Origin of the sequence: Nocardiopsis tropica (assembly GCF_042660575.1) — a bacterium.
Lineage (GTDB): Bacteria > Actinomycetota > Actinomycetes > Streptosporangiales > Streptosporangiaceae > Nocardiopsis > Nocardiopsis tropica.
Genome location: NZ_JBHSUF010000013.1, coordinates 214844 through 234849, shown reverse-complemented (window position 1 = coordinate 234849; position 20006 = coordinate 214844). Strand labels below are relative to the sequence as shown.

Below are 20006 nucleotides of genomic sequence, written 5' to 3'. Positions count from 1 at the left end.
GGTAAAGCCCGTTTGCTTCGTCTGCTTTTGTCCGAATGGACTGGGCTTTTGAAGCGACTCCCTGAGTTTACATGGCCCGAACAGTGCTCGAACCGCGTGATCCAGAGAAGAGATTGTGCCGCCGAACCCGGCCCGGTTCCGAGCCGGCCCTGAGGCCCGCTCGCCGTCCCGTGGCGACTCGGAGAACACTACCCCCCGCCACGGCACGCGGCAAACCGAACGACCTGTGTCGCCACTCACAGCCCGACCGCGGGATCCGTTGCGCACCCGGGGACCGGGGCACGCTTTTCCCGCGCGCGCACGCGCGCGCGAGAACGGCGGGGGCCGCCCTCCTCCTCGGTGCCGGCGCCCCCGGTTCCGCCGGACCCCGCGCGCGGTCCGTCCACTCACCCGGCTGACGAACCGCACCCCCGAACGCACTCACCGAAATGACAAGAAACGGACCCAACCGCTTCCGGAAGGCGATTCGCTCCGCAGCGGAACACACGAATTGCCCCCCGCCTCCAACCTCGGCAATTCCCGCGTTTCCCCACGTCACAGCACTGGAGGGACAAGTCAAGATCATTCCGGGGAATCGTGAGAAACGGCGGATAATTTTCCCCCGGACTCTTGAAATCCCCTCGACACCGATACATGATGTGCAGCGTCAGGGAAACTGGTCCGGAGCCGCCCCGCCCGGGGGCGCACGGCCAGGCCGCGTGCCGGATGTTCGGGGGGACGGCAGGCGCAGCGCGGCCGTTCACCCGGAAGGACACGCATGGACACCGCATCCCCCGACGTGGCCGACGCGTCCGCGAGGACCCCCGAGAGCCACACCAGCTGGAAGCGCTTCGCCCTCTTCTCCGTCCCGGCCGGCGTCGCCGTGGGCGGGATCCTCGTCGCCATGGCCCAGGGCGCGCTCGCGGCCTCGTTCACGGTCTCGGGCCAGGAATTCAAGATCTCGGCCGACGAACTGCGCGGTGAGGGCTTCGTCCAGTACGGCTGGCTGGACCAGACCGTGCGCGAGGAGGCCGTCCCCGTCGCCGTCGCCGGTATCGAGAGCGCCGAGATCGACGGGCTGTGCCAGTCGGTCCTCACCGAGTTCCCCCTCATCGGGACGATCTCCCTCGAACTCACCGCCGGGGACCAGGGCACGCCCGTCCAGGCGGAGAACCTGGTCATCGACATGTCCCAGATGGACGGCAACGCCGAGTTCGAGAACATCGAGATCGGGCGCGACGCGGGCACCCTCGACAAGGGGCCGTCCGGCGCGCAGGGCTTCAACGACCTGTTCGGCATGCAGTCCGACGTGATCGTCGTGCAGGACCTGGAACAGACGGCGAGGGCCGCCAGCGCCGGGACCTTCCGCCTCTCCGGCCTGAGCCTCGGCCTCAGCCTCGGGGAGAGCGAGTGCTTCTGAGGTCGTTGCGCGGGCTGGGGTCCTCCTGGCGCGGCTGGCGCAAGCGGCGCCCCTTCGCCGGCGGGCTCCTCATGATCCTCTCCGGCGCCGTCATGGCGTCTCTCGTCGCGATGCCGGTGGAGCTGATGATCCAGACCGGTGTCGGCGGGGTCTCCTCGCTGATGTTCGGTGGGATGCTCGCCGTCCTCGGCCTGGTCACATGGTTCACCCCCAACCAGCACGTCGTCACGGGTGCGCTGGCCGGATTCCTCGGGTTGGGCGCCCTGGTCCTGTCCAACCTGGGGGGTCTGGTGGTCGGCACACTGCTCGCGCTGGCCGGCGGCGGGTTGGCGTTCGCCTGGCGGCCCGTGGCGCGGCCTCCCCGCAGGGGGCGCCGCCGCGGGCGGCACTCGCCGACAGCGGCGACCGTTCCGGCGGGGGAGCCTCCCGCCCGGGAACCCGCCCCCGGCGGCGCCCCGGCTCCTCCCCGCCCCGCCTCCGACCAGTGATCCCCGTGGCGGTCTGAGCGGTCCCCGTACCCCCGGGGAGCCCGCGCGGGTTCCCCGGTCCACCAGGAAAGCCATGTCTACCGAGTCGGCGCGTACCCCCAGTTCCCGCCGGTCGGTGCCCCCGCGCGCCCGCCGGCCGTCACACACGAGGAGTACCCATGTCGGTTCCGCGACCGAGATCCCGCCCCTTCCCCGCCCGCTCCCGCACGGCCGTCGCCGTCGCGGCGGCGGGGGTCCTGGCCCTGTCCTGGAGCGGCGGCGCCCTCGCCGCCCAGCAGGCCTCCACCACCGTCGACCCCGCGGGGGCCGCCTTCGAGGCGGTCCTGGACGGCACCGCGACCTTCACGGCGGGCACCGTCGTGGTGACCTGCCAGGTGTCGTCCACCTCTCCCGGCGGTGGCAACAACCTGGTCCCGGCCGCCCCGGGCAACCACAACCCGAACGGAGCCGTCTCCGGCCCCATCAACTCCCCGGACTTCGGCAGCTGCTCCACCAACGTGCCCCTGGTGAGCGCCACCGTGGCCGTCGCCGATCCCGTCTGGGAGATGACCATGCAGTTCGGGGCCCCCTCGGTCGGCACGATGGTGGTGCCCGCGGGCGGCATCGTCGTGACCACCAGGGGTCTCGCCTCGTGCACCGCCACCGTCAGCCCGGACGCCCCGGTCGCCGTGGGCGGCACGTGGACGAACGGGAACCCGGCGTCGACGCTGGCGTTCGACACGACGGCCCCGGTCGAGGTGGAGGGCGGCTTCGGCTGCCCGACCAGCGCGACGACGTCCGACTTCACCGCCACCTACCTGGTGACGAACGCCGACGACCCCGCCGCGCCGATCACCGTGTCCGGCTGAGCCGGGTGGCCGCCGGGCCGCCCGACCGGGCGCCTGGGCGGTAGGCCGACATGTCGGCCGGGGGCCGTCGCGCCGTGCGCGGCGGCCCCTCCGCCTGCGCTCCCTTCCGCGGGCCCGTCCGCGACGCCCGCGTCGCCGGACCAGCGGGAGGGCGGGGCCGCTCCACCGGACGGGCGGCACGGTTCGCACCCCGGTGACAAGGAACCGGGAACGGGGACTCACCCGGGTGCGCAGAAACGCGGGGGGTTCGTCGCCTACGGTCGCAGTACTTCCGGGGAGTCACGCGGCGAAGGCTCCCCGGTGAGGCGCGGAACGCTTCGCCCGTCCCCGTCGCCCTCCCGGAGACACCATGGCGCCCAACGCCGTACCGCCCGCCCCTTCACGACTGCGCCGAACCCTCAGGACGGCGCGTGTCCTGGTCCGCGCCGGTGTGCTCAGCGCCGGCCGCCCCGATCGGATCGTCCGCCAGCTCCGGGCCCTGCGCACGTGGGGCGCCACGATCGCCGGCGGGTACGCGGCGGCGAACGAGCGCGCCCCGGGCGCCGTGGCCGTCATCGACGAGCGCGGGCCGACGACCTTCGGTGAGATGGATCTGCGCGCCCGGCAGTTGGCCCGGGAGCTGCACGGGGCGGGTGTGGTCCAGGGGACGCGCGTGGGGCTGCTGTGCCGCAACCACAGTGCCTTCGTGCAGACGATGGCGGCCTGCGGCCGTCTCGGCGCGGACACCGTCCTGCTGAACACGGGGCTGTCCGCCGGCCAGCTGTCGGCGGCCGTGGCGGACAACGAGGTCGCGGTGCTCGTGGCGGACACCGAGTTCGAGCCCCTGTACGCCGGGCTCCCTGCCGAGGTGGCACGGGTGACGGCGTGGGGCGAGCCGTCGGGTCCGGGGCCGGTGGTGCCGTGGGAGGCGCGGAAGGGCACAGGCACGGAGCCGGGACCCCCGGAGCGGCCGGGCAGGCTGATCGTGCTGACCTCGGGGACGACGGGCGCCCCCAAGGGGGCGCGGCGGCCCACGCCGAAGGGCCCGCAGGACGCGGCGTCGGTGCTGTCCCGCATCCCGCTGCGCTCGTCGGACCGCATCCTGGTCTCGGCGCCGGTCTTCCACACGTGGGGCCTGGCCGGGGTGCAGCTGGGCATGTCGATGCGGGCCACGTTGGTAATGCGGCGGCTGTTCGAGCCCGAGGACGTCCTGCGGACGGTCCAAGAGCAGCGGTGCACGGTGCTGTTCGCGGTACCGGTGATGCTGCGGCGGATCATGGACCTGCCGCGGGAGACGCGTGCCGGGTACGACACCTCCTCGCTGCGGATCGTGGCGTGCAGCGGTTCCGCGATGAGCCCGAAGCTGATCACCGCCTTCATGGACGAGTTCGGGGACGTGCTCTACAACCTGTACGGGTCGACGGAGGTGTCCTGGGCGACGATCGCGACACCGGAGGACATGCGGCTCTCACCGACGACGGCGGGGCGGCCGCCCCTGGGGACGCGAATCGCGGTCCTGGACGCGCAGGGCTCCGAGGTCCCCGACGGGACGGAGGGGTCGATCCACGTCGGCAACGACATGCTGTTCGACGGGTACACGGACGGGCGGGGCAAGAAGCTCGCGAACGGCCTGATGGAGACCGGCGACCGGGGGCACGTGGACGCGAACGGGCTGCTGCACGTGGCGGGACGGGACGACGACATGATCGTCTCCGGCGGGGAGAACGTGTTCCCGCGGCCGGTGGAGGAGGCGATCGTGACGCTCCCCGGGGTGCGCGAGGTCGTGGTGACGGGTGTGCCGGACGAGGAGTTCGGGCAGAGGTTCGCGGCGTTCGTGGTCCCGTACGAGGGCGTCGAGGTGGACCCGAACAAGGTGCGGATGCATGTGCGGTCCGTGTTGGGCCGGTTCTCGGTCCCCCGTGACGTGGTGGTGCTGGACGAGCTGCCGCGCAACGCCACCGGCAAGGTGGTCAAGCGCAGACTGCCCCACCGGGCGCCGCGCCGGTAGGGGGTCCGGCGTGTGGAAGGGAGGTTCCGTGCCGCGGTCCCGCGTGCCGAGGGGGCCGTGCCCCGGCGGGCCGGGGTGCTCCGTCCCGGCCTTCCTCGCGTGCGAGGCAATCGCGGGCTTTGACATCGGGTAGGAGGTAACTACGATGTTGCCGATGCCTGACCGTTCCCCCGCCCCCGCGGGCGACTTCCCTCTTCCTCCCGTCGACGAGCAGATGTGCTTCGCGCTGTACGCGGCTTCTCGCGCGGTCACCAACCTCTACCGGCCCCTGCTGGAGCCGTTGGGGCTGACCTACCCCCAGTACCTCGTGATGATGCTGCTGTGGGAGCGCGGTGAGTGCTCCGTCAAGGAGATCGGCGCCGTGCTCCAGCTGGACTACGGCACGCTCACCCCGCTGCTCAAGCGGCTGGAGGCCAGGGGGCTGCTCGACCGCGTGCGGGACCCGCGCGACGAGCGCTCGGTCCGCGTCACCCTCACCGGGGAGGGCACGGAACTGCGGACCGGGGCCGAGGGGATTCCGGAGGCGATCGGCGCCGTCATCGACCTTCCCGAGGAGGAGTTCGAGGCGACGAGGCTCGCGCTGCGGCGGCTGACCGCGAACGTGCTCGCGGGCGAGGCCCGGGTGTCCGCGCGGGACTGAGCGGGCGAAGGACCGGGTTCCGGGGCGATGAGCTCCGGCCGCCGCATCCGCCGTCGGGGGACGACAGGCGGCGGCGGTGGCCGGTGAGCACGGGCACCACGGGGGTCGTGCCCGTGCTCCGGGTGTGGGCGGACCGTTCCGCGGTCCGCCCACACCTGTGTCCGGGCCCCTTCCGGAGCACCGCGCCCGTGACCCGCGCGGACGTCCCGCGGATCCGGGGCGGTCCGGTCCGCGTGCCGCCCCGCGCGTGGTTTCCAGCCGGGCTCCAGGAGCGGGAAGCCCGACGGGAAAAGGGATCCGGGGTCCTCGCGGGGTTCCGAGGGCTAGTGTGGGGGCATGTCGATCTGGGCGTCGGACAACCGCAGCGGGCAGATACGCGAGGCGCTGACCATGCTGCTGTCCCAGGGGGTCATCGACGACTTCCGCATCAGACCGGAGGACGAGTTCCCGTTCCGGGTGACCGTCCCCGCCGGCGTGGTGCCGATGACCGAGCACCAGGCGGCGCACTTCGCCCTGGGCGCGGCGGTGGGGCACTTCGGCCGGCTCGCCCGGGGCGAGGACGCCCGGGGGTAGACGGCGGCCCGGGACGCGGGCGGTCGGGGAACCGGGGTCGGCGCGGACTTGACCTCAACATTAGTTGAGGCATGAGTGTGGGGCGCGGGCAGCCGACCGGCGCCCGACCGCACCGCGCCGAGGGAGACATCATGAACCAGCCGATCCTGGTCACCGGGGCCACAGGGGCCACCGGACGCCACGTCGTGGCGGGGCTGATCGCGGAGGGCGTCCCGGTCCGGGCACTGGTGCGCAACCCCGGGACGGCCCGCCTCCCGGAGGAGGTCGAGGTCGTCCGCGGCGACATCACCGACCCGGAGGCCGTCGCCTCGGCCGCCGAGGGGACGGCCGGCGCCTACCTGCTCTGGCCCGGGTTCGACGGGGACGGCGTGGAGGAGACCGTGGCCGCCCTCGCACGACACGCACGACGGATCGTCCACCTCTCCGCCTCGCACGTCCGCGACGACCGCCCGGCGGAGGAGAACGGCGTCTGGGGGCGGGTCGAGGCCGCGGTCCGGGCGGTCACCGACGAGTGGACCTTCCTGCGCGTGACCGGCCTCGCCACCAACACCCTGATGTGGGCCGACCAGGTGTCCGGCGGCGTCGTCCGCGCGCCCTACGGCGGCGCCTCCCGCTCCCTCGTCCACGAGAAGGACGTGGCGGCCGCCGCCGTGCGCGCCCTGCTCGACGACGGGCACACGGGCAGGAGCTACGACATCACCGGCCCCGAGTCCCTCACCCAGTCCGACCAGGTCAGGATCATCGGCGAGGAGACGGGCGTCCCCGTGCGCTGGGAGGAGCAGCCCCCGGAGGAGGCCCGGGAGGAAGTGGCGCGGGCCATGGGCGACCCGGGCTACGCGGACGCGGCCCTCGCCCACTGGGCCGGGCTGGCCGTCGTCCCCGAGCCGGTCGGCGACGGGGTGCGGGAGGCGACCGGCCTCCCTCCGCGGACCTACCGCGAGTGGGTGCGCGACCACCTCGCGGACTTCACCCCCGTCCCCTGACCGGCGGGGGCCGGGTCGGGACGGTGCGCGGGACCGGTCAGCAGGAGCCCCGGTCCTCCCAGACCCCCCACTCCTCGCCCATGGTCGGCGGGACCCCCTGGATCCACCAGCGCGCCTCGTACACGCGCCCCCGGTAGTTGACCTGGTCCCCGGTGTCGTAGACGACGCCGCCGTCCCAGGCGGCGGCCGCGCAGGAGGCTGCGCCGGAGTTTCCCCAGCCGTCGTCCCCCCGGTCCCCGCCGTCACCGCCGTCCCGGCCGCCGTCCCCCCGGCCGCCTTCGCCGCGACCGCCGCCGTCGTCGGAGGGGGAGCCCTCGCCGGGTTCCCCGGCCCCGTCCTCCTCGGTCTCCTCGTCCTCGGGCTCCGGCCCGAGGGAGACCGTGAGGGTGACGACGCCCTCCTCGGGGAGGATGGTGCCGGGTTCGGGCGTCTGGCCCGCGACCTCGCCCTCCGGCGCCGTGCCGTGGTGCGCCTCGGCGACCTCGAACACCAGCCCCAGCCCGGTGAGGGCCTCGCCCGCCTCCTCCCGGCCCATGCCGAGCAGCGTCGGGACGATGACCCCCTCGCTGACGTGGACGGTCACCGCCTCGGCCCGGTCGCCCTCCTCACCCGTCGCCGGGACCGTCGACAGGACCGTCCCGGGCGCCTCCTCGGAGGAGTGCTCCTGGACCACCTCGATGTGGGTGAACCCGGCCGTGCGCAGGGCGTCGCGCGCCTCGTTCTCGGTACCGCCGACCACGTCGGGGACCTCGGCGAACTGCGGTCCCGCGGAGAGCCAGAGCATGACCTCGTCGCCCCGCTCCAGCTCGGCGCCCGCCTCCGGGGTGGTGTCGGCGACGGACCCGACCGCCTCGGTGTCGCTGTAGGTCTCGTCGAACGCGACGACCAGCTCCAGGTCGAGCTCCGCCAACCGCGCCTCGGCCGCCTCCGGGTCGCTGCCCAGGACGTCGGGGAGGGCGGCGCCACCCTCGGGGACGAGGGCCCAGCCGGCCGCGAACAGCGCGAGGACCAGCACCCCCGCGGCGACGAGCACCGGTGGGCGGCGCCACCGCGGAACGGCGCCGCTCCGGCCGTCCCCGGCCGCGCCCGCCGCGCTCTCGGCCGGGAGGTCCGTGACGACCGGGATCGGTCGGGTGTCGCCCTCGCGGTCGCGGTCGGTGCGGGGGAGCGACCGCATCACCTGCTCGACCAGGGTCAGGTACTGGCCCGCGTCGCGCGGCCGGTAGCGCGGGTTCGGGTCGGTCGCATTGGCGACCAGCATGTCCAGGTCGGGCGGGAGGTCGGGGAGCGCGGCCGAGGGCCGGAGGGGCCGTCCCTCGTCCGCGACGGCGGAGTCTCCGGTCATCAGCCTGTGGAGCAGCGCGCCGACGTCGCGCACGTCGGTGCGGCTGTCGGGCCCGGCGTCCTCGGCCGCGTCGAACAGCAGCGGGAAACCGGTGACCCTCGCCCGTCCGCCGTCGTCCATCACGACCTTGTCGGGGGCGATCTCACCGTGCACGACGCCCGTCCGGTGGGCGGCGTCGAGCGCTGCCAGCACGTCGGCGACGATCGACAGGGCCATGTGCGGCGAGTACCGCAGCGCCTCGCCGTCCCCCAGTACCTCGGCGAGGGTCTCCCCCCGCAGGTACTCGGCGACCGCGTACACGTACGCCTCGTCGCGCCCGTGGGCCAGCACCCTCGCCAGCCCGGGGTGGGCGACCGCCTCCAGGGTCTGCGCCCGCCCCAGGAAGGCGTGCACCGCCCCGTGGTTCCCCATCAGCCACGGGTGGAGGACGGTGACCGCGACGGTCCGCTCCTCACGGAGGTCCTGCGCTGCGTAGACGGTGCCCGAGGCGCCGCTGCGGACACGGTCGCCCAGGACGTAGCGCCCGTGCAGTGTGCGGCCGGAGAGGGGGTCGGGAGTGGGGGTCTCCATGGGACGGATTCTACGGCTACGCACCATCACGTTTCGTCCCCGTCCGGGCCGGATGCGGACAGTTCCTGCGGATAGGGTCGACTCGCAGTCCCCCCGGTACCGAAACGTTGCGAGGCCCCCGTGAACCTGCCCCCTCCCGGAAGCGCGGACGACCGCGCCGCCGGCGTCCTCCTCGGCGCGGCCTGCGGCGACGCCCTGGGGGTGCCCTACGAATTCGGCCCGGCCCTGGCGGCGGACCACGTCCCCCGGATGGTGGGCGGCGGGCTCGGACCGTACGCGCCGGGGGAGTACTCCGACGACACCCAGATGGCGGTGTGCATCGCCCTCACCCTGCGCGACCACGCGGACCCCCTGTCGGACGAGGCGCTGTGCCGTACCGCGGACGCCTTCCTGGACTGGGCGCGCGACGGCGCCTCCGACATCGGGAACCAGACCAGCGCGGTGATGCGGGGGTCGGGCCACGCCTTCGGGACGCCCCGGGTCGCCGAGGTGATGGCGCGGTTCTCGGCCCAGCGCTTCGAGGAGGGGGTCCGCAGCGCCGGGAACGGGTCCCTGATGCGCACGGGCCCGCTCGCCCTGGCCTACCTGGACGACCCGGACGGTCTGGCGGTCGCCGCCGACAGGTACAGCAGGCTCACCCACGGGGACCCGCTGGCCTCCGAGGCGTGTGTGCTGTGGTGCGAGGGCGTGCGGCACGCGGTCGTCCACGGCGACACGGCCGGGGTCCGCGGCGGCCTGGAGCTGCTGCCGCGGGACCGGCGCGGCCGGTGGTCCGCCTGGTTGGACGAGGCCGAGGAGCACCCGCCGCACTTCTTCGGGAACAACGGTTTCGTGGTGAGCGCGCTCCAGGCGGCCTGGTCGGCGGTGGTGGGCGAGCCCGACGGGTTCGTGCCCGCGGTGCGGGCCGCGGTCCGGGCGGGCAACGACACCGACACCGTGGCGGCGATCGCCGGGGCCCTGCTCGGCGCCCGCTGGGGCGCCTCGGCGATTCCGGCGGAGTACCTGGAGGCGGTCCACGGCTGGCCCGGGTACCGGGCCGAGGGGCTCGCGGAACTGGCGCTGGGCGCCGTCTCCGGGCCGGACGGCTCCCGGGGGCGCCGTCGCGGCGGTCCTCCGGCCTGACCCCTCCGACCTGCTCCCTCCCGCCCGCGCCGGTCCGCCGGCCCGGGCGGGGGCCGAGGGGCTCGCTAACCTGGCCCTGTCCGCCGTCCGACGACCTGAGGTGTGTCATGTCCGCCGAACTGCACTGGGTGCCCGCCGACGAGCGCCCCGACCTGCTGGCCGCTCCCGTCCTCGACGCCGTCCGGGGGACCGGCGGGGTCCGCGTGGCGGAGATCGCCCCGGGGCTCGCCGACACCGCGGAGTTCTGCGAGGCGTACGGGATGCCCCTGGGGACCAGCGCGAACTGCGTGGTCGTCGCCGCCAAGCGCGGTGGCGAGCTGTCCTATGCGGCGTGCATGGTGCCCGCCGACCGGCGGGCCGACGTCAACGGGGTCGTGCGCCGCCACCTGGGCGCCCGCAAGACGTCGTTCGCCCCCATGGACGAGGCGACCGGGCTGACCGGCATGGAGTACGGCGGTATCACCCCGCTCGGCCTGCCCGAGGGGTGGCCGGTCCTGGTGGACGAGGCCGTCGCGGCCGCGGCCGAGGTGGTCGTCGGCAGCGGCCTGCGCCTCTCCAAGCTCCTGGTGCCGGGCAAGGTGCTGGCCGGGCTCCGGGGCGCCGAGGTGCTCGCCCTCACGAGGTGACCGCCGACGCCGTGTGTCGACACGGCGATACGGCGACCTGCCGGCTCGCGGGCAATGCGGCCCGGCCGTGCCCCGGCCAGGCGTTCCGCTCGAAATGTCGACATGGCGACGAGTCGTTTCGGCGTCCGGCGCCCGGGTTCCGTACCGGGCCGCAGCAGGTTCGGGACCGCGCCCCTGCCGTGTTCGGGACCGTCCGGAGCGGGGCGGGACGGGCGCGGAGCGGGGGCGCGGCCGGGTGTGCGGCCCCGCCCCCGCCGGGGGTCACGGCGTGTCGCCGACCTCCGGGACCCACGCGGACTCCACGAGGACCGTGTAGTTGTTCACCCGGGGGAGCTCCGCGTCCGGCTCGGACGGCGACTCCACGGTGAGGGTCTCGTGGTAGAGCGGCTGCCCCGTCCCCTCGTCGAACATGATCCGCCGCTCCAGGAGGGTCCCGCCCCCCTCGCTCTCCTCGACGACGAACAGCAGGCCCTCCCGGCCCTCGCGGTCGCGCGCGGTCCCGGCGAACATCACGTCGTCCTCCTCGGCGAGGACGCGGAGCACCGCGGCCTGCACCCCGGGCTCCACCGGCGCCTCCCCGTACAGCTGCTGGAGGGCGTAGAAGAGCCTCGCCCCGGACTCGGCGTCGGCGAGGTCCGAGCCCGCCCCGTGCAGCTGGTCGGCCAGCACCCCGGGGTCGGTGGAGAGGGAGCCGGGCTCCAGGGAGAAGAACATGCCGTCCCCGCCCTCGCCGCCGCCCCACTCCCACTCGGTGGGCCCGTCCTCGAACAGGCGCTGCACCGGGTTCGGATCGCCGCCCAGGTGGTCGGGGGCGCTCGGGGTCTCGACCTGCAGGCCGGACTCGTGGGGGGTCCGCCACACCTCGTCCCGCACGGGGAGGACACCCCACCCCTCCTCGGCCGTGTCCAGGTCCTGCGAGTAGGTGAGGGTCCACTGGGAGGTGCGCACGTAGGCGACGTCCCCGGGCCTCGGGGGCGCGGGCTGCTCCTCGGCGGTCTCGGCCAGGGCGAGCAGTCGTTCGCTCCCGGGCTCCAGGTCGGTCAGGGGGACCTCCAGCGGTGCGGGCGGCGGCCCGGCGTAGGCGGGCTGCGCGGAGCCGAACGCGAACGGCACGACCACGGCCACCGCCGCGAGGGCGGCGACGGCGCCCAGGGCGACCCGGAACACGGGACGCCGGGGGACGAGGCGGTACACGGGCCGGTGGCGCCGGCCTGCGGCGATCACCTCGATCCGGGAGAGTTCGCGGAGTGCGGGGTCGGAGCGGACGGATGCGGCGGGGTCGTGCGCGGCGAGGAGCGCGCGGACGGCTTCGGTGTCGGTGCGGCTCATGATTTCTCCACGGGGACTCTCGGGGCGGTCGGGCTGTGCGCGGGAGCGGGTGGCGGCGGATCGAGGAGCCCCTCGATCCGGCGGCGGGCGCGGAAGAGGCGCACCCGCGCGGTGGCCGTGGTGCAGCCCAGGACCCTGGCGGCCTCCGCCAGCTCCAGGCCCTCCCAGGCGAGGAGCATCACGAGTTCGCGGTCCTTGTCGCTCAGCCGGCCGAGGGCGCGGAGCGCCTCGTCGCGTTCCTCGACCCGGCGGGTGGTGTCCGGTTCCGTCGGCACCAGCGCGGACGCCTCCTCGAAAGGGAGGGACACCTCGGCGCGCCGGCCTCCGATGCGCGACCGGGCACGGACCACGTTGCGCGCCACCCCGTACAGCCAGGGGAGCGGCTGGTCCTTGGGCAGGTGGTCGAACCTGCGCCAGGCGACGCCGAAGGTCTCGGAGGCGACGTCGTCGGCGTGGTCGGGGCCGAGACGTCGGAGGGCGTAGCGGCGGACGTCGTCGTAGTGCCGCTCGAAGAACCGGGTGAACTGCCCTTCGGCGGACTCCCCGTCGTCCCTGTCTCTGGTCATCGGCTTCCTTCCGTGCGGTGTCACCTACTTCTGTCCGGCGGGGGCCGGATGTTACAGGGCGGCTCGGGGCCCTCCCGCACCCCCGTGGGAAATGTCGACAAATCGACGTGTCGTTTCGGCGTACAACGCCCGGGTTCGGACCCCGACCGGAGCCGTTCCGGGCCGGGGACGGCGCGGGGTTCGTGCCGGTCCGCGACCGGGGCGGGTGGGACGCCCGGGGCCGGGGGAGCGGGTGGGCTTCCACTCCGCCCGACGGAGGGGCCCGACCTGCGGTGGACGTGCGTGAAATCCCTGGTGGAGGACGGACGCCCCCCTCGGTTCCTATTTACTGAACGATCGGTCTGTAATACTGTTCCGGAAGACCCGCAGCCCGAGGAGAGGACCGTCACGTGTCCGAAGTACTGGAGAGCTACGCGCAGGGATCGTGGTTCGCCCCCGCGGACGAGGGCGTGCCCCTGGCCGACGCGAACACGGGGGAGACCGTCGCCCGCATCTCGGCCGCCGGCCTCGACGTCGCCGGGATGGTCGACCACGCCCGCCGCGTCGGCGGCCCCGCCCTGCGGCGGCTGACCTTCCACCAGCGCGCGATCATCCTCAAGGAGCTCGCCAAGCACCTCACCGAGCACAAGGACGAGTTCTACGCGCTCTCGTACCGGACCGGCGCCAACAAGCGCGACACCATGGTCGACGTCGACGGCGGGTTCGGCACCCTCTTCAGCTACTCCGGCAAGGGCCGGCGCGAGCTGCCCAACGCGACGGTCATCCTGGACGGGCCCCTGGAACAGCTGGGGCGCCAGGGCACCTTCGTCGGCCAGCACGTGTACACCTCGCGTCCAGGCGTGGCCGTGCAGATCAACGCCTTCAACTTCCCCGTGTGGGGCATGCTGGAGAAGTTCGCCCCCGCGTTCCTCGCGGGCATGCCGACCATCGTCAAGCCCGCCAGCCAGACCGCCTACCTCACGGCCGCGGTCGTGCGCCGCATGGTCGGGTCCGGGCTCCTCCCCGAGGGCTCGCTCCAGTTCCTCGCGGGCAGCGCGCGCGGCGTGCTCGACCACCTGGGCGCGCAGGACATCGTCGGCTTCACCGGCTCCGCGGCGACCGGCGCGACCCTGCGCAGCCACCCCAACGTCGTCTCCGGCGGCGTGCAGCTCAACGTCGAGGCCGACTCGCTCAACTGCTCGATCCTCGGCCCGGACGTGACGCCGGAGGACCCCGAGTTCGACCTGTACGTCAAGCAGGTCGTCACCGAGATGACCGTCAAGGCCGGCCAGAAGTGCACGGCCATCCGCCGGGTGATCGTGCCCGAGGCGATGGCGGACGCCGTCACCGGGGCCCTGGTCGACCGCCTGTCCAAGGTGGTCGTGGGCGCGGCCGACGACCCCGACGCCCGCATGGGGCCGCTGGCCTCGCTCGACCAGCGCGAGGAGGTCCGCAAGGCGGTCAAGGCGCTGCGCGCCTCCAGCACGGTCGTCTTCGGCGACCCCGACGGCGTCGAGGTCGCCGGGGCCGACGCCGAAGCGGGGGCGTTCATGTCACCGGTCCTGCTGCGCGCCGAGCCGGGGGCCGCGGAACCGCACGACGTGGAGGCGTTCGGCCCGGTCAGCACCGTGATCACCTACTCCGGCGTGGCCGACGCGGTGGAGCTGGCCGCGCGCGGCCGGGGCAGCCTGGTGGGCTCCCTCGTCACCAACGACCCGGACGTCGCGCGCGAGGTCGTCCTCGGCCTGGCCCCGTGGCACGGCCGAATCCTGGTCCTCAACCGGGACGACGCCAAGGAGTCCACGGGCCACGGCTCGCCGCTGCCCGTCCTGGTGCACGGCGGACCCGGCCGCGCGGGCGGCGGCGAGGAGCTGGGCGGCGTGCGCGGCGTCAAGCACCACATGCAGCGCACCGCGATCCAGGCCCCGCCGGACATGGTCACCGCGATCACCGGCCACTGGACCACCGGTTCACGGCGGACGGTCGGGGACGTGCACCCGTTTCGCAAGGACCTGACGCAGCTGCGGATCGGCGACACGATCGCCTCGGCGGAACGCACCGTCACCCGCGCCGACATCGACCACTTCGCCGAGTTCACCGGTGACACGTTCTACGCGCACACCGACGAGGAGGCCGCGGCGGCCAACCCGCTGTTCGGCGGGATCGTGGCGCACGGCTACCTGGTGGTCTCGCTCGCGGCGGGCCTGTTCGTCGACCCGGCGCCGGGCCCCGTGCTGGCCAACTTCGGGGTGGACAACCTGCGCTTCCTCACCCCCGTGAAGGAGGACGCCACCATCCGGGTGACGCTGACCGCCAAGCAGATCACCCCGCGCTCGAACGCCGACTACGGCGAGGTGCGCTGGGACGCCGTGGTCACGAACCAGGACGACGAGCCCGTCGCCACGTACGACGTGCTCACCCTGGTCGCCAAGGGCGAGGGGGAGTAGGGCCCGGCTCGGACCTGTCGGCACGTCGCCCGGAAAGGCGGCGTGCCGGCCGGTCGACGGGGCGGCATGTCGCCCGGAAAGGCGGCGTGCCGGCCGGTCGACGGGGCGGCATGTCGACATGTCGGCAGGCGCGTGACGGCGTCAGCGCTTGATCTCGCGGAAGCCCGGGACGCCCGCGAGCAGGAGTGCGGCCCGCCACAGCCGGAGGGCGTCGGCCGGCTCCGGGAGCTCGGAGAGGACCGGTCCGAAGAAGGCGGGCAGCTCGCCGTCGGGCGCGGTGACGGCGAGGACCGGCGTGCCGATCTCGGCGTCGACGCGGCCGACCCCGTCCTCGTGGGACGCGCGCATCGCGGCGTCGTACCCGTCCTCCCACCCTGCGGAGGCGAGGGCGTCGGGGAGCCCGCAGCGGCGCAGGGCCTCGCCGAGGTCGCCCGCCCACTCCCGCTGCGTGCCGTCGGGGTCGGTCCAGAGTGCCTCGTGGAAGGCGCCGAGCGCGGCGCTTCCGTGCTCCACCCGCACGGCGGTGGCGACGCGCGCGGGGATCCGGAGGTAGCCCTCCTCGTCGCCCTCGGGGTCCACCTCGCGGTGCTCGTTGAGCAGGAACAGGCTCATCACGTGCCAGCGGACGTCGAGGGGCACGTCCCCCGCGAGCGAGGTGATCCACCGGGCGGCAGTGCGGGTCAGGGGGCAGGAGGGGTCGAGCCAGAAGTCGACGGTCCACCGCTCGTCCGTCACGGCCGCCTCCGTCCCGGGCCGTGCGGTGTGGGCCGCCCCGGTCCCCGTTCGCCGATCGCCTCGCGGCGCTCACGGGCCCGATCGTAACAAGGGCCGCCGGGAAGGCGTCCCGGGTCTCCCGGGCCCGCCACCACCCCTCCCTGTCGAACTCTCCGAACACATACAGTCACCCTCAGTGGCTACGCTGTTCGTCGGCGCCGCGTTCCGCGCCCGGGGCTCCCGGGCCGGCGGCGCCGCGTCCCGCACGGCAGACGAGCCGGAGGAGCAGGGTGACCAGGACCGCTTCCACCACCCCCCAGGCGCCCGTGCGCCTGCTCCTGGGCGTGCTCGCGTTCGTGGAACGGGTGGGGAACAGGCTCCCCCATCCCTTCTGGCTGTTCACGGTCATGGCCGGGATCGTGGTCGCGCTCAGCGCGCTCCTGAGCGGCCTCGGCGTCTCGGCCGTCTCCCCGGTCGACGGGGAAACCGTCCGGGTCCGCAGCCTGCTCTCCGCCGAGGGCGCTCGCGTGGTGTTCGGGGACGCGGTGGCCAACTTCGCGGCCTTCCCGCCGCTGGCGGTCATCCTCGTCGTCATGCTCGGGGTGTCGGTCGCCGAGGCGGCCGGGCTGCTCGGCGCCCTGCTGCGCGGCAGCGTCACCCGGGTCCCGGCCCGGTGGCTGACCTTCGCCCTCGCCCTGACCGGCGTCACCGGGAGCGTCGCCTCCGACGCCGCCTTCGTGGTGCTCATCCCCCTCGGCGGGCTGGTCTTCGGCGCCGCGGGGCGCAGCCCCGTCCTCGGCATCGTCGTGGCCTTCGGCGCCGTCGCCTCCGGGTACAACGCGTCCCTGCTGATCACGCCCACCGACGCGCTGCTGGCCGCCCTGACCACCGAGGCCGCCGGGCTGGTGGACCCCGGCTACGTCGTGACCGCGCTGGACAACTACTACTTCTCCGCGGCCTCGGCGGTGGTGCTGGCGGGCCTGATCACCCTCGTGACCGAGTTCGTCCTGGTCAGAAGTGTCGGAGGGGCCGATGAGGGCTGCCCGGACGCGCGGGAGGAGCTGGGCTCCATGGCCCTCACCGACACCGAGAGGCGCGGCCTGCGCAACACGGGCCTGGCCCTGGTCGCGGCCCTCGCCCTCCTCGCCGCCGCGCTCCTGCCCGCGGGTTCACCGTTCCGGGGGCCGAGCGGGGGAGTGCTCGACTCACCGCTCGTCACGGGGGTCGCCTACGTCCTCGGGATCCTCTTCCTGGTCCTGGGCGTGGTCTACGGCCGCACCGTGGGAACCCTGCCCCGCGCCAAGGACGTCCCCGACGCCATGGCGGCCGGTGTGCGCGACATGGCGCCCGTGATCGTCCTGTTCTTCGCGGCCTCGCAGTTCCTCGCCTACTTCGGCTGGACCGGTATCGGGGAGGTCTCCGCCATCCGCGGCGCCGAGGTGCTGGACTCGGCGGGCGTCCACCCGATCCTGCTCTTCCTGGGCATGATCGCGTTCTCCACGGCGCTCAACCTGCTCATCACCAGCGGCTCGGCGCAGTGGACCCTCATCGCCCCGGTGTTCGTCCCCATGTTCATGTTCCTCGACGTGCCGCCGGAGACGACCCAGGCGGTCTACCGGATCTCCGACTCCGCCAGCAACGTCGTCAGCCCCATGAGCCCCTTCTTCGTCATGGTGCTGGGCCTCCTCCAGCGCTACCGGCGGGACGCCGGGATCGGCACGCTGATCTCGCTCACCCTGCCGCTCTGCCTCACGGTCCTGGCCGGGTGGACGCTGCTCTTCCTCGGCTGGTGGGCGCTCGACCTCCCGCTCGGGCCGGGCACCCCGGTCCGCTGACGCCCGGGTCCCGGGGGCGTCGCCGCGCCCTGCTCCCCGCAGTCGCCGGAGGCCCCGGGCCGACACCGCTCCCGTCCCGCGAACGGGCCCGCCGCGCGACCGCCGGAGCGGAGGGCGCGGCGGGCCCGGAACGAGCCGCGGAGCACGGCGCTAGAGGCGGGCGATGGCCCCGGCCGGGTTCTCCATGGCGTCCGCGACCACGCGCATGAACCCCGCCGCGACACCGCCGTCGCAGACGCGGTGGTCGAAGGCGAACGACAGCTGCGTGACCTTGCGGACGGTCAGCTCCCCGTCCACCACCCACGGCCGGTCGATGATCCGGCCGATGCCGAGGATCGCGACCTGCGGGTGGTTGATGATGGCGGCGCTGCCGTCCACCCGGAGCGAGCCGTAGTTGTTGAGCGTGAAGGTGCCTCCGGTCATCTCGGCGGGGGTCGCCCTCCCCTCGCGGGCGGCGGCGGTCAGGCGGCGGATCTCCCCGTCCAGCTCCAGCGTGGTGAACCGGTGCGCGCCGAGCACGGCCGGGGCGACCAGGCCCCGGTCGGTCTGCACGGCCAGGCCCAGGTTGACGCCGTCGTACTGGACCAGCTCGCCGCGCTCGGTGTCGACCAGGCCGTTGAGCTCGGGGTGGGCGCGCAGGCCCGCGAGGACGAATCGCGCCACGTAGGACAGCAGTCCCGGCCCCGAGGGGTCGGATTCGCGGAGCCGGACCAGTTCGGTCGCGTCCACGTCCACCCACACCGTGGCCTCGGGGATCTCGCTGCGGCTGCGCGAGAGCGAGGCGGCGACGCTCTTGCGGAAGCCGTTCATGGGCGTGCGCCGGGACTCGGCCAGCCCCGTGCGGGCGTCCACCTCCGCACGCGGGTCTCCCGCGTCGGGAGCGGACGCGGACTCGGTGGCCACGGGACGGCCGGGGTCGATCGGCGTCACCGTGGCGAGGTCCGGGGCACGGGAGGCCTCGATCGCCGCGGCCACGTCGCGCCGGGTGATGAGCCCTCCGGGACCGCTGCCGGCGACCTCGGAGATCCGCAGTCCGGCCTCGCGGGCCATCTGCCGGACCAGCGGCGACGTCACCAGCGGGGGCCGTCCGGCCCCGCCGGGCGCCGGAGCCGGGGGAGCGGCCGGTCCGGCCGGTCCGGCCGGGCGCGCTCGCGGTCGACGCCGGCGCCCGGCGGTCCTCCCGTCGTCGGGGGTGCCGTAGCCGATGAGGACGTTGCCGGAACCGGCGCGCTCCTCCTCCCGGTACCGCTCGCCCTCCGCCGACACCGGGGCGCCCGCCTCGCGCGCGGCCGGGGCGTCCGCCGCTCCGTCCGCACCGCCCGGAGCGTCGGCGGCGATGCTGATCAGCGGCTTGCCGACCTCCATCACCTCGCCCTCCCCGCCGTGCAGCACGCTGACGGTGCCCGCGAACGGCGTGGGGACCTCCACGATCGACTTGGCGGTCTCCACCTCCGCGATCGGCTGGTCCACGGCCACGGTGTCGCCGACGGCGACGAGCCAGCGCACCACCTCGGCCTCGGTCAGTCCCTCTCCCAGGTCGGGGAGTTCGAAGGTCTGCGTCGTCACTGGTCCTCCCACTGGAGGTCGTCGACCGCGTCGAGGACGCGGTCCACACCGGGCAGCTGGAACCGCTCCAGCTTCGGCGGCGGGAAGGGGATGTCGAAGCCGGTCACCCGGCGGACGGGGGCGGCCAGGGAGTGGAAGCAGCGCTCGGTCACCCTGGCGACGATCTCCGAGGCGACGCTCGCGTACCCGCTGGCCTCGGCGACCACGACGGCGCGGCCCGTGGAGCGGACCGCCTCGCACACCGTCTCGTCGTCGAAGGGAACGAGGGACCGCACGTCCACGACCTGGAGGCTGCGCCCCTCCTGGGCGGCGGCGTCGGCGGCCTCCAGCGCGGTGGACACGGCGGGCCCGTAGGCGATGAGGGTGGCGTCGGTCCCGGGACGGCGCACGACCGCCCTGCCGATGCCGGGTGCGGGCGAGGCCGGGTCGACCTCGTCCTTGCCCCAGTAGAGCTTCTTCGGCTCCATGAAGACCACCGGGTCGTCGGAGGCGATCGACTCGCGCAGCAGGTGGTAGGCGTCGTGGGGTGTGGAGGGGGTGACCACGGTCAGGCCGGGTGTGTGCGCGTAGTAGGCCTCGGAGGAGTCGCAGTGGTGCTCGACCCCGCCGATCCCGCCCGCGTAGGGGACCCGGATGACGATGGGCAGGCCGACCCGGCCGCGCGTGCGGTTGCGGGTCTTGGCGACGTGGCTGACGATCTGCTCGAACGCCGGGTAGGCGAAGGCGTCGAACTGCATCTCGACGACGGGCCGCATGCCGTTCATCGCCATCCCCACGGCCATGCCGACGATGCCGGACTCGGCGAGCGGGGTGTCGAAGCAGCGGTTCTCGCCGAACTCGGCGGTGAGGCCGTCGGTGATGCGGAAGACGCCGCCGAGGGGGCCGACGTCCTCGCCGAAGACGTAGACGCTGCCGTCCTCGGCCATGGCGTCCCGCAGCGCCCGGTTGAGGGCCTGCGCCATGGAGAGCTTGGTGGGGTCGGTCGCCAT

The 20006-nt window shown here is 74.2% G+C and carries 17 protein-coding genes; 11 read left to right on the top strand and 6 right to left on the bottom strand.

What is annotated here, in order from left to right; genetic code table 11:
* Nucleotides 1-757: 757 nt before the first annotated feature.
* From ACFQBR_RS22060 to ACFQBR_RS22030, 7 genes are all read left to right on the top strand, one after another.
* A complete protein-coding gene (locus ACFQBR_RS22060; protein WP_267947403.1) occupies nt 758-1399 on the top strand; it encodes a DUF6230 family protein in 642 nt (213 codons plus the stop codon).
* Nucleotides 1400-1470: 71 nt separating this feature from the next.
* Nucleotides 1471-1887 carry a DUF6114 domain-containing protein gene (locus ACFQBR_RS22055; RefSeq protein WP_378554293.1) on the top strand — a complete coding sequence of 139 codons (417 nt, stop codon included), beginning with the start codon at nt 1471-1473 and terminating at the stop codon, nt 1885-1887.
* Nucleotides 1888-2045: 158 nt separating this feature from the next.
* Nucleotides 2046-2735, top strand: a complete 690-nt coding sequence (locus ACFQBR_RS22050; protein ID WP_344179106.1) for a hypothetical protein — start codon at nt 2046-2048, stop codon at nt 2733-2735.
* A gap of 349 nt (nt 2736-3084) precedes the next feature.
* Nucleotides 3085-4722 (top strand): AMP-binding protein, encoded by a 1638-nt coding sequence (locus ACFQBR_RS22045; RefSeq protein ID WP_344179108.1) that lies wholly within the window; start codon nt 3085-3087, stop codon nt 4720-4722.
* Between the two features lie 154 nt (nt 4723-4876).
* Entirely contained in the window at nt 4877-5362 is a 486-nt protein-coding gene (locus tag ACFQBR_RS22040) for a MarR family winged helix-turn-helix transcriptional regulator (protein ID WP_344179110.1), read from the top strand.
* 336 nt (nt 5363-5698) lie between these two features.
* Entirely contained in the window at nt 5699-5935 is a 237-nt protein-coding gene (locus tag ACFQBR_RS22035) for a hypothetical protein (protein ID WP_267947399.1), read from the top strand.
* 131 nt (nt 5936-6066) lie between these two features.
* On the top strand, nt 6067-6918 hold the full coding sequence (locus ACFQBR_RS22030; RefSeq protein WP_344179112.1) for an SDR family oxidoreductase: 852 nt from the start codon (nt 6067-6069) through the stop codon (nt 6916-6918).
* 37 nt (nt 6919-6955) lie between these two features.
* Here the strand turns inward: ACFQBR_RS22030 and ACFQBR_RS22025 are convergent, their stop codons facing one another.
* Nucleotides 6956-8833, bottom strand: a complete 1878-nt coding sequence (locus tag ACFQBR_RS22025; RefSeq protein ID WP_344179114.1) for a PASTA domain-containing protein — start codon at nt 8831-8833, stop codon at nt 6956-6958.
* A 120-nt stretch (nt 8834-8953) separates the two neighbouring features.
* On the opposite strand from ACFQBR_RS22025, the gene ACFQBR_RS22020 reads away from it, so the two are divergent.
* The gene (locus ACFQBR_RS22020) at nt 8954-9955 is read left to right on the top strand and encodes an ADP-ribosylglycohydrolase family protein (RefSeq protein ID WP_344179117.1); all 1002 of its coding nucleotides are present in this window, start codon (nt 8954-8956) and stop codon (nt 9953-9955) included.
* 107 nt (nt 9956-10062) lie between these two features.
* On the top strand, nt 10063-10581 hold the full coding sequence (locus tag ACFQBR_RS22015; RefSeq protein ID WP_344179119.1) for a YbaK/EbsC family protein: 519 nt from the start codon (nt 10063-10065) through the stop codon (nt 10579-10581).
* Between the two features lie 261 nt (nt 10582-10842).
* On the opposite strand, the gene ACFQBR_RS22010 is transcribed toward ACFQBR_RS22015, so the two are convergent.
* Together ACFQBR_RS22010 and ACFQBR_RS22005 are read right to left on the bottom strand one after the other, a co-directional pair.
* Nucleotides 10843-11910: a CU044_5270 family protein gene (locus ACFQBR_RS22010; protein ID WP_344179121.1), complete on the bottom strand. Its 1068-nt coding sequence runs from the start codon at nt 11908-11910 to the stop codon at nt 10843-10845.
* Nucleotides 11907-12476, bottom strand: a complete 570-nt coding sequence (locus tag ACFQBR_RS22005; RefSeq protein WP_267947393.1) for an RNA polymerase sigma factor — start codon at nt 12474-12476, stop codon at nt 11907-11909. Before ACFQBR_RS22005 ends, ACFQBR_RS22010 begins: the two co-directional genes overlap by 4 nt.
* A 389-nt stretch (nt 12477-12865) precedes the next feature.
* On the opposite strand from ACFQBR_RS22005, the gene paaZ reads away from it, so the two are divergent.
* Nucleotides 12866-14902 carry a phenylacetic acid degradation bifunctional protein PaaZ gene (gene paaZ / locus ACFQBR_RS22000; protein ID WP_344179124.1) on the top strand — a complete coding sequence of 679 codons (2037 nt, stop codon included), beginning with the start codon at nt 12866-12868 and terminating at the stop codon, nt 14900-14902.
* Between the two features lie 141 nt (nt 14903-15043).
* On the opposite strand, the gene ACFQBR_RS21995 is transcribed toward paaZ, so the two are convergent.
* Nucleotides 15044-15637, bottom strand: coding sequence for a mycothiol-dependent nitroreductase Rv2466c family protein (locus tag ACFQBR_RS21995; protein ID WP_344179126.1), 594 nt, complete (start codon nt 15635-15637; stop codon nt 15044-15046).
* Nucleotides 15638-15942: 305 nt separating this feature from the next.
* On the opposite strand from ACFQBR_RS21995, the gene ACFQBR_RS21990 reads away from it, so the two are divergent.
* A complete protein-coding gene (locus ACFQBR_RS21990; RefSeq protein WP_344179200.1) occupies nt 15943-17451 on the top strand; it encodes an AbgT family transporter in 1509 nt (502 codons plus the stop codon).
* Nucleotides 17452-17601: 150 nt separating this feature from the next.
* Here the strand turns inward: ACFQBR_RS21990 and ACFQBR_RS21985 are convergent, their stop codons facing one another.
* Both ACFQBR_RS21985 and ACFQBR_RS21980 read right to left on the bottom strand, forming a co-directional pair.
* The gene (locus ACFQBR_RS21985) at nt 17602-19017 is read right to left on the bottom strand and encodes a dihydrolipoamide acetyltransferase family protein (protein WP_378554281.1); all 1416 of its coding nucleotides are present in this window, start codon (nt 19015-19017) and stop codon (nt 17602-17604) included.
* Nucleotides 19014-20006, bottom strand: a complete 993-nt coding sequence (locus tag ACFQBR_RS21980; RefSeq protein ID WP_267947386.1) for an alpha-ketoacid dehydrogenase subunit beta — start codon at nt 20004-20006, stop codon at nt 19014-19016. Before ACFQBR_RS21980 ends, ACFQBR_RS21985 begins: the two co-directional genes overlap by 4 nt.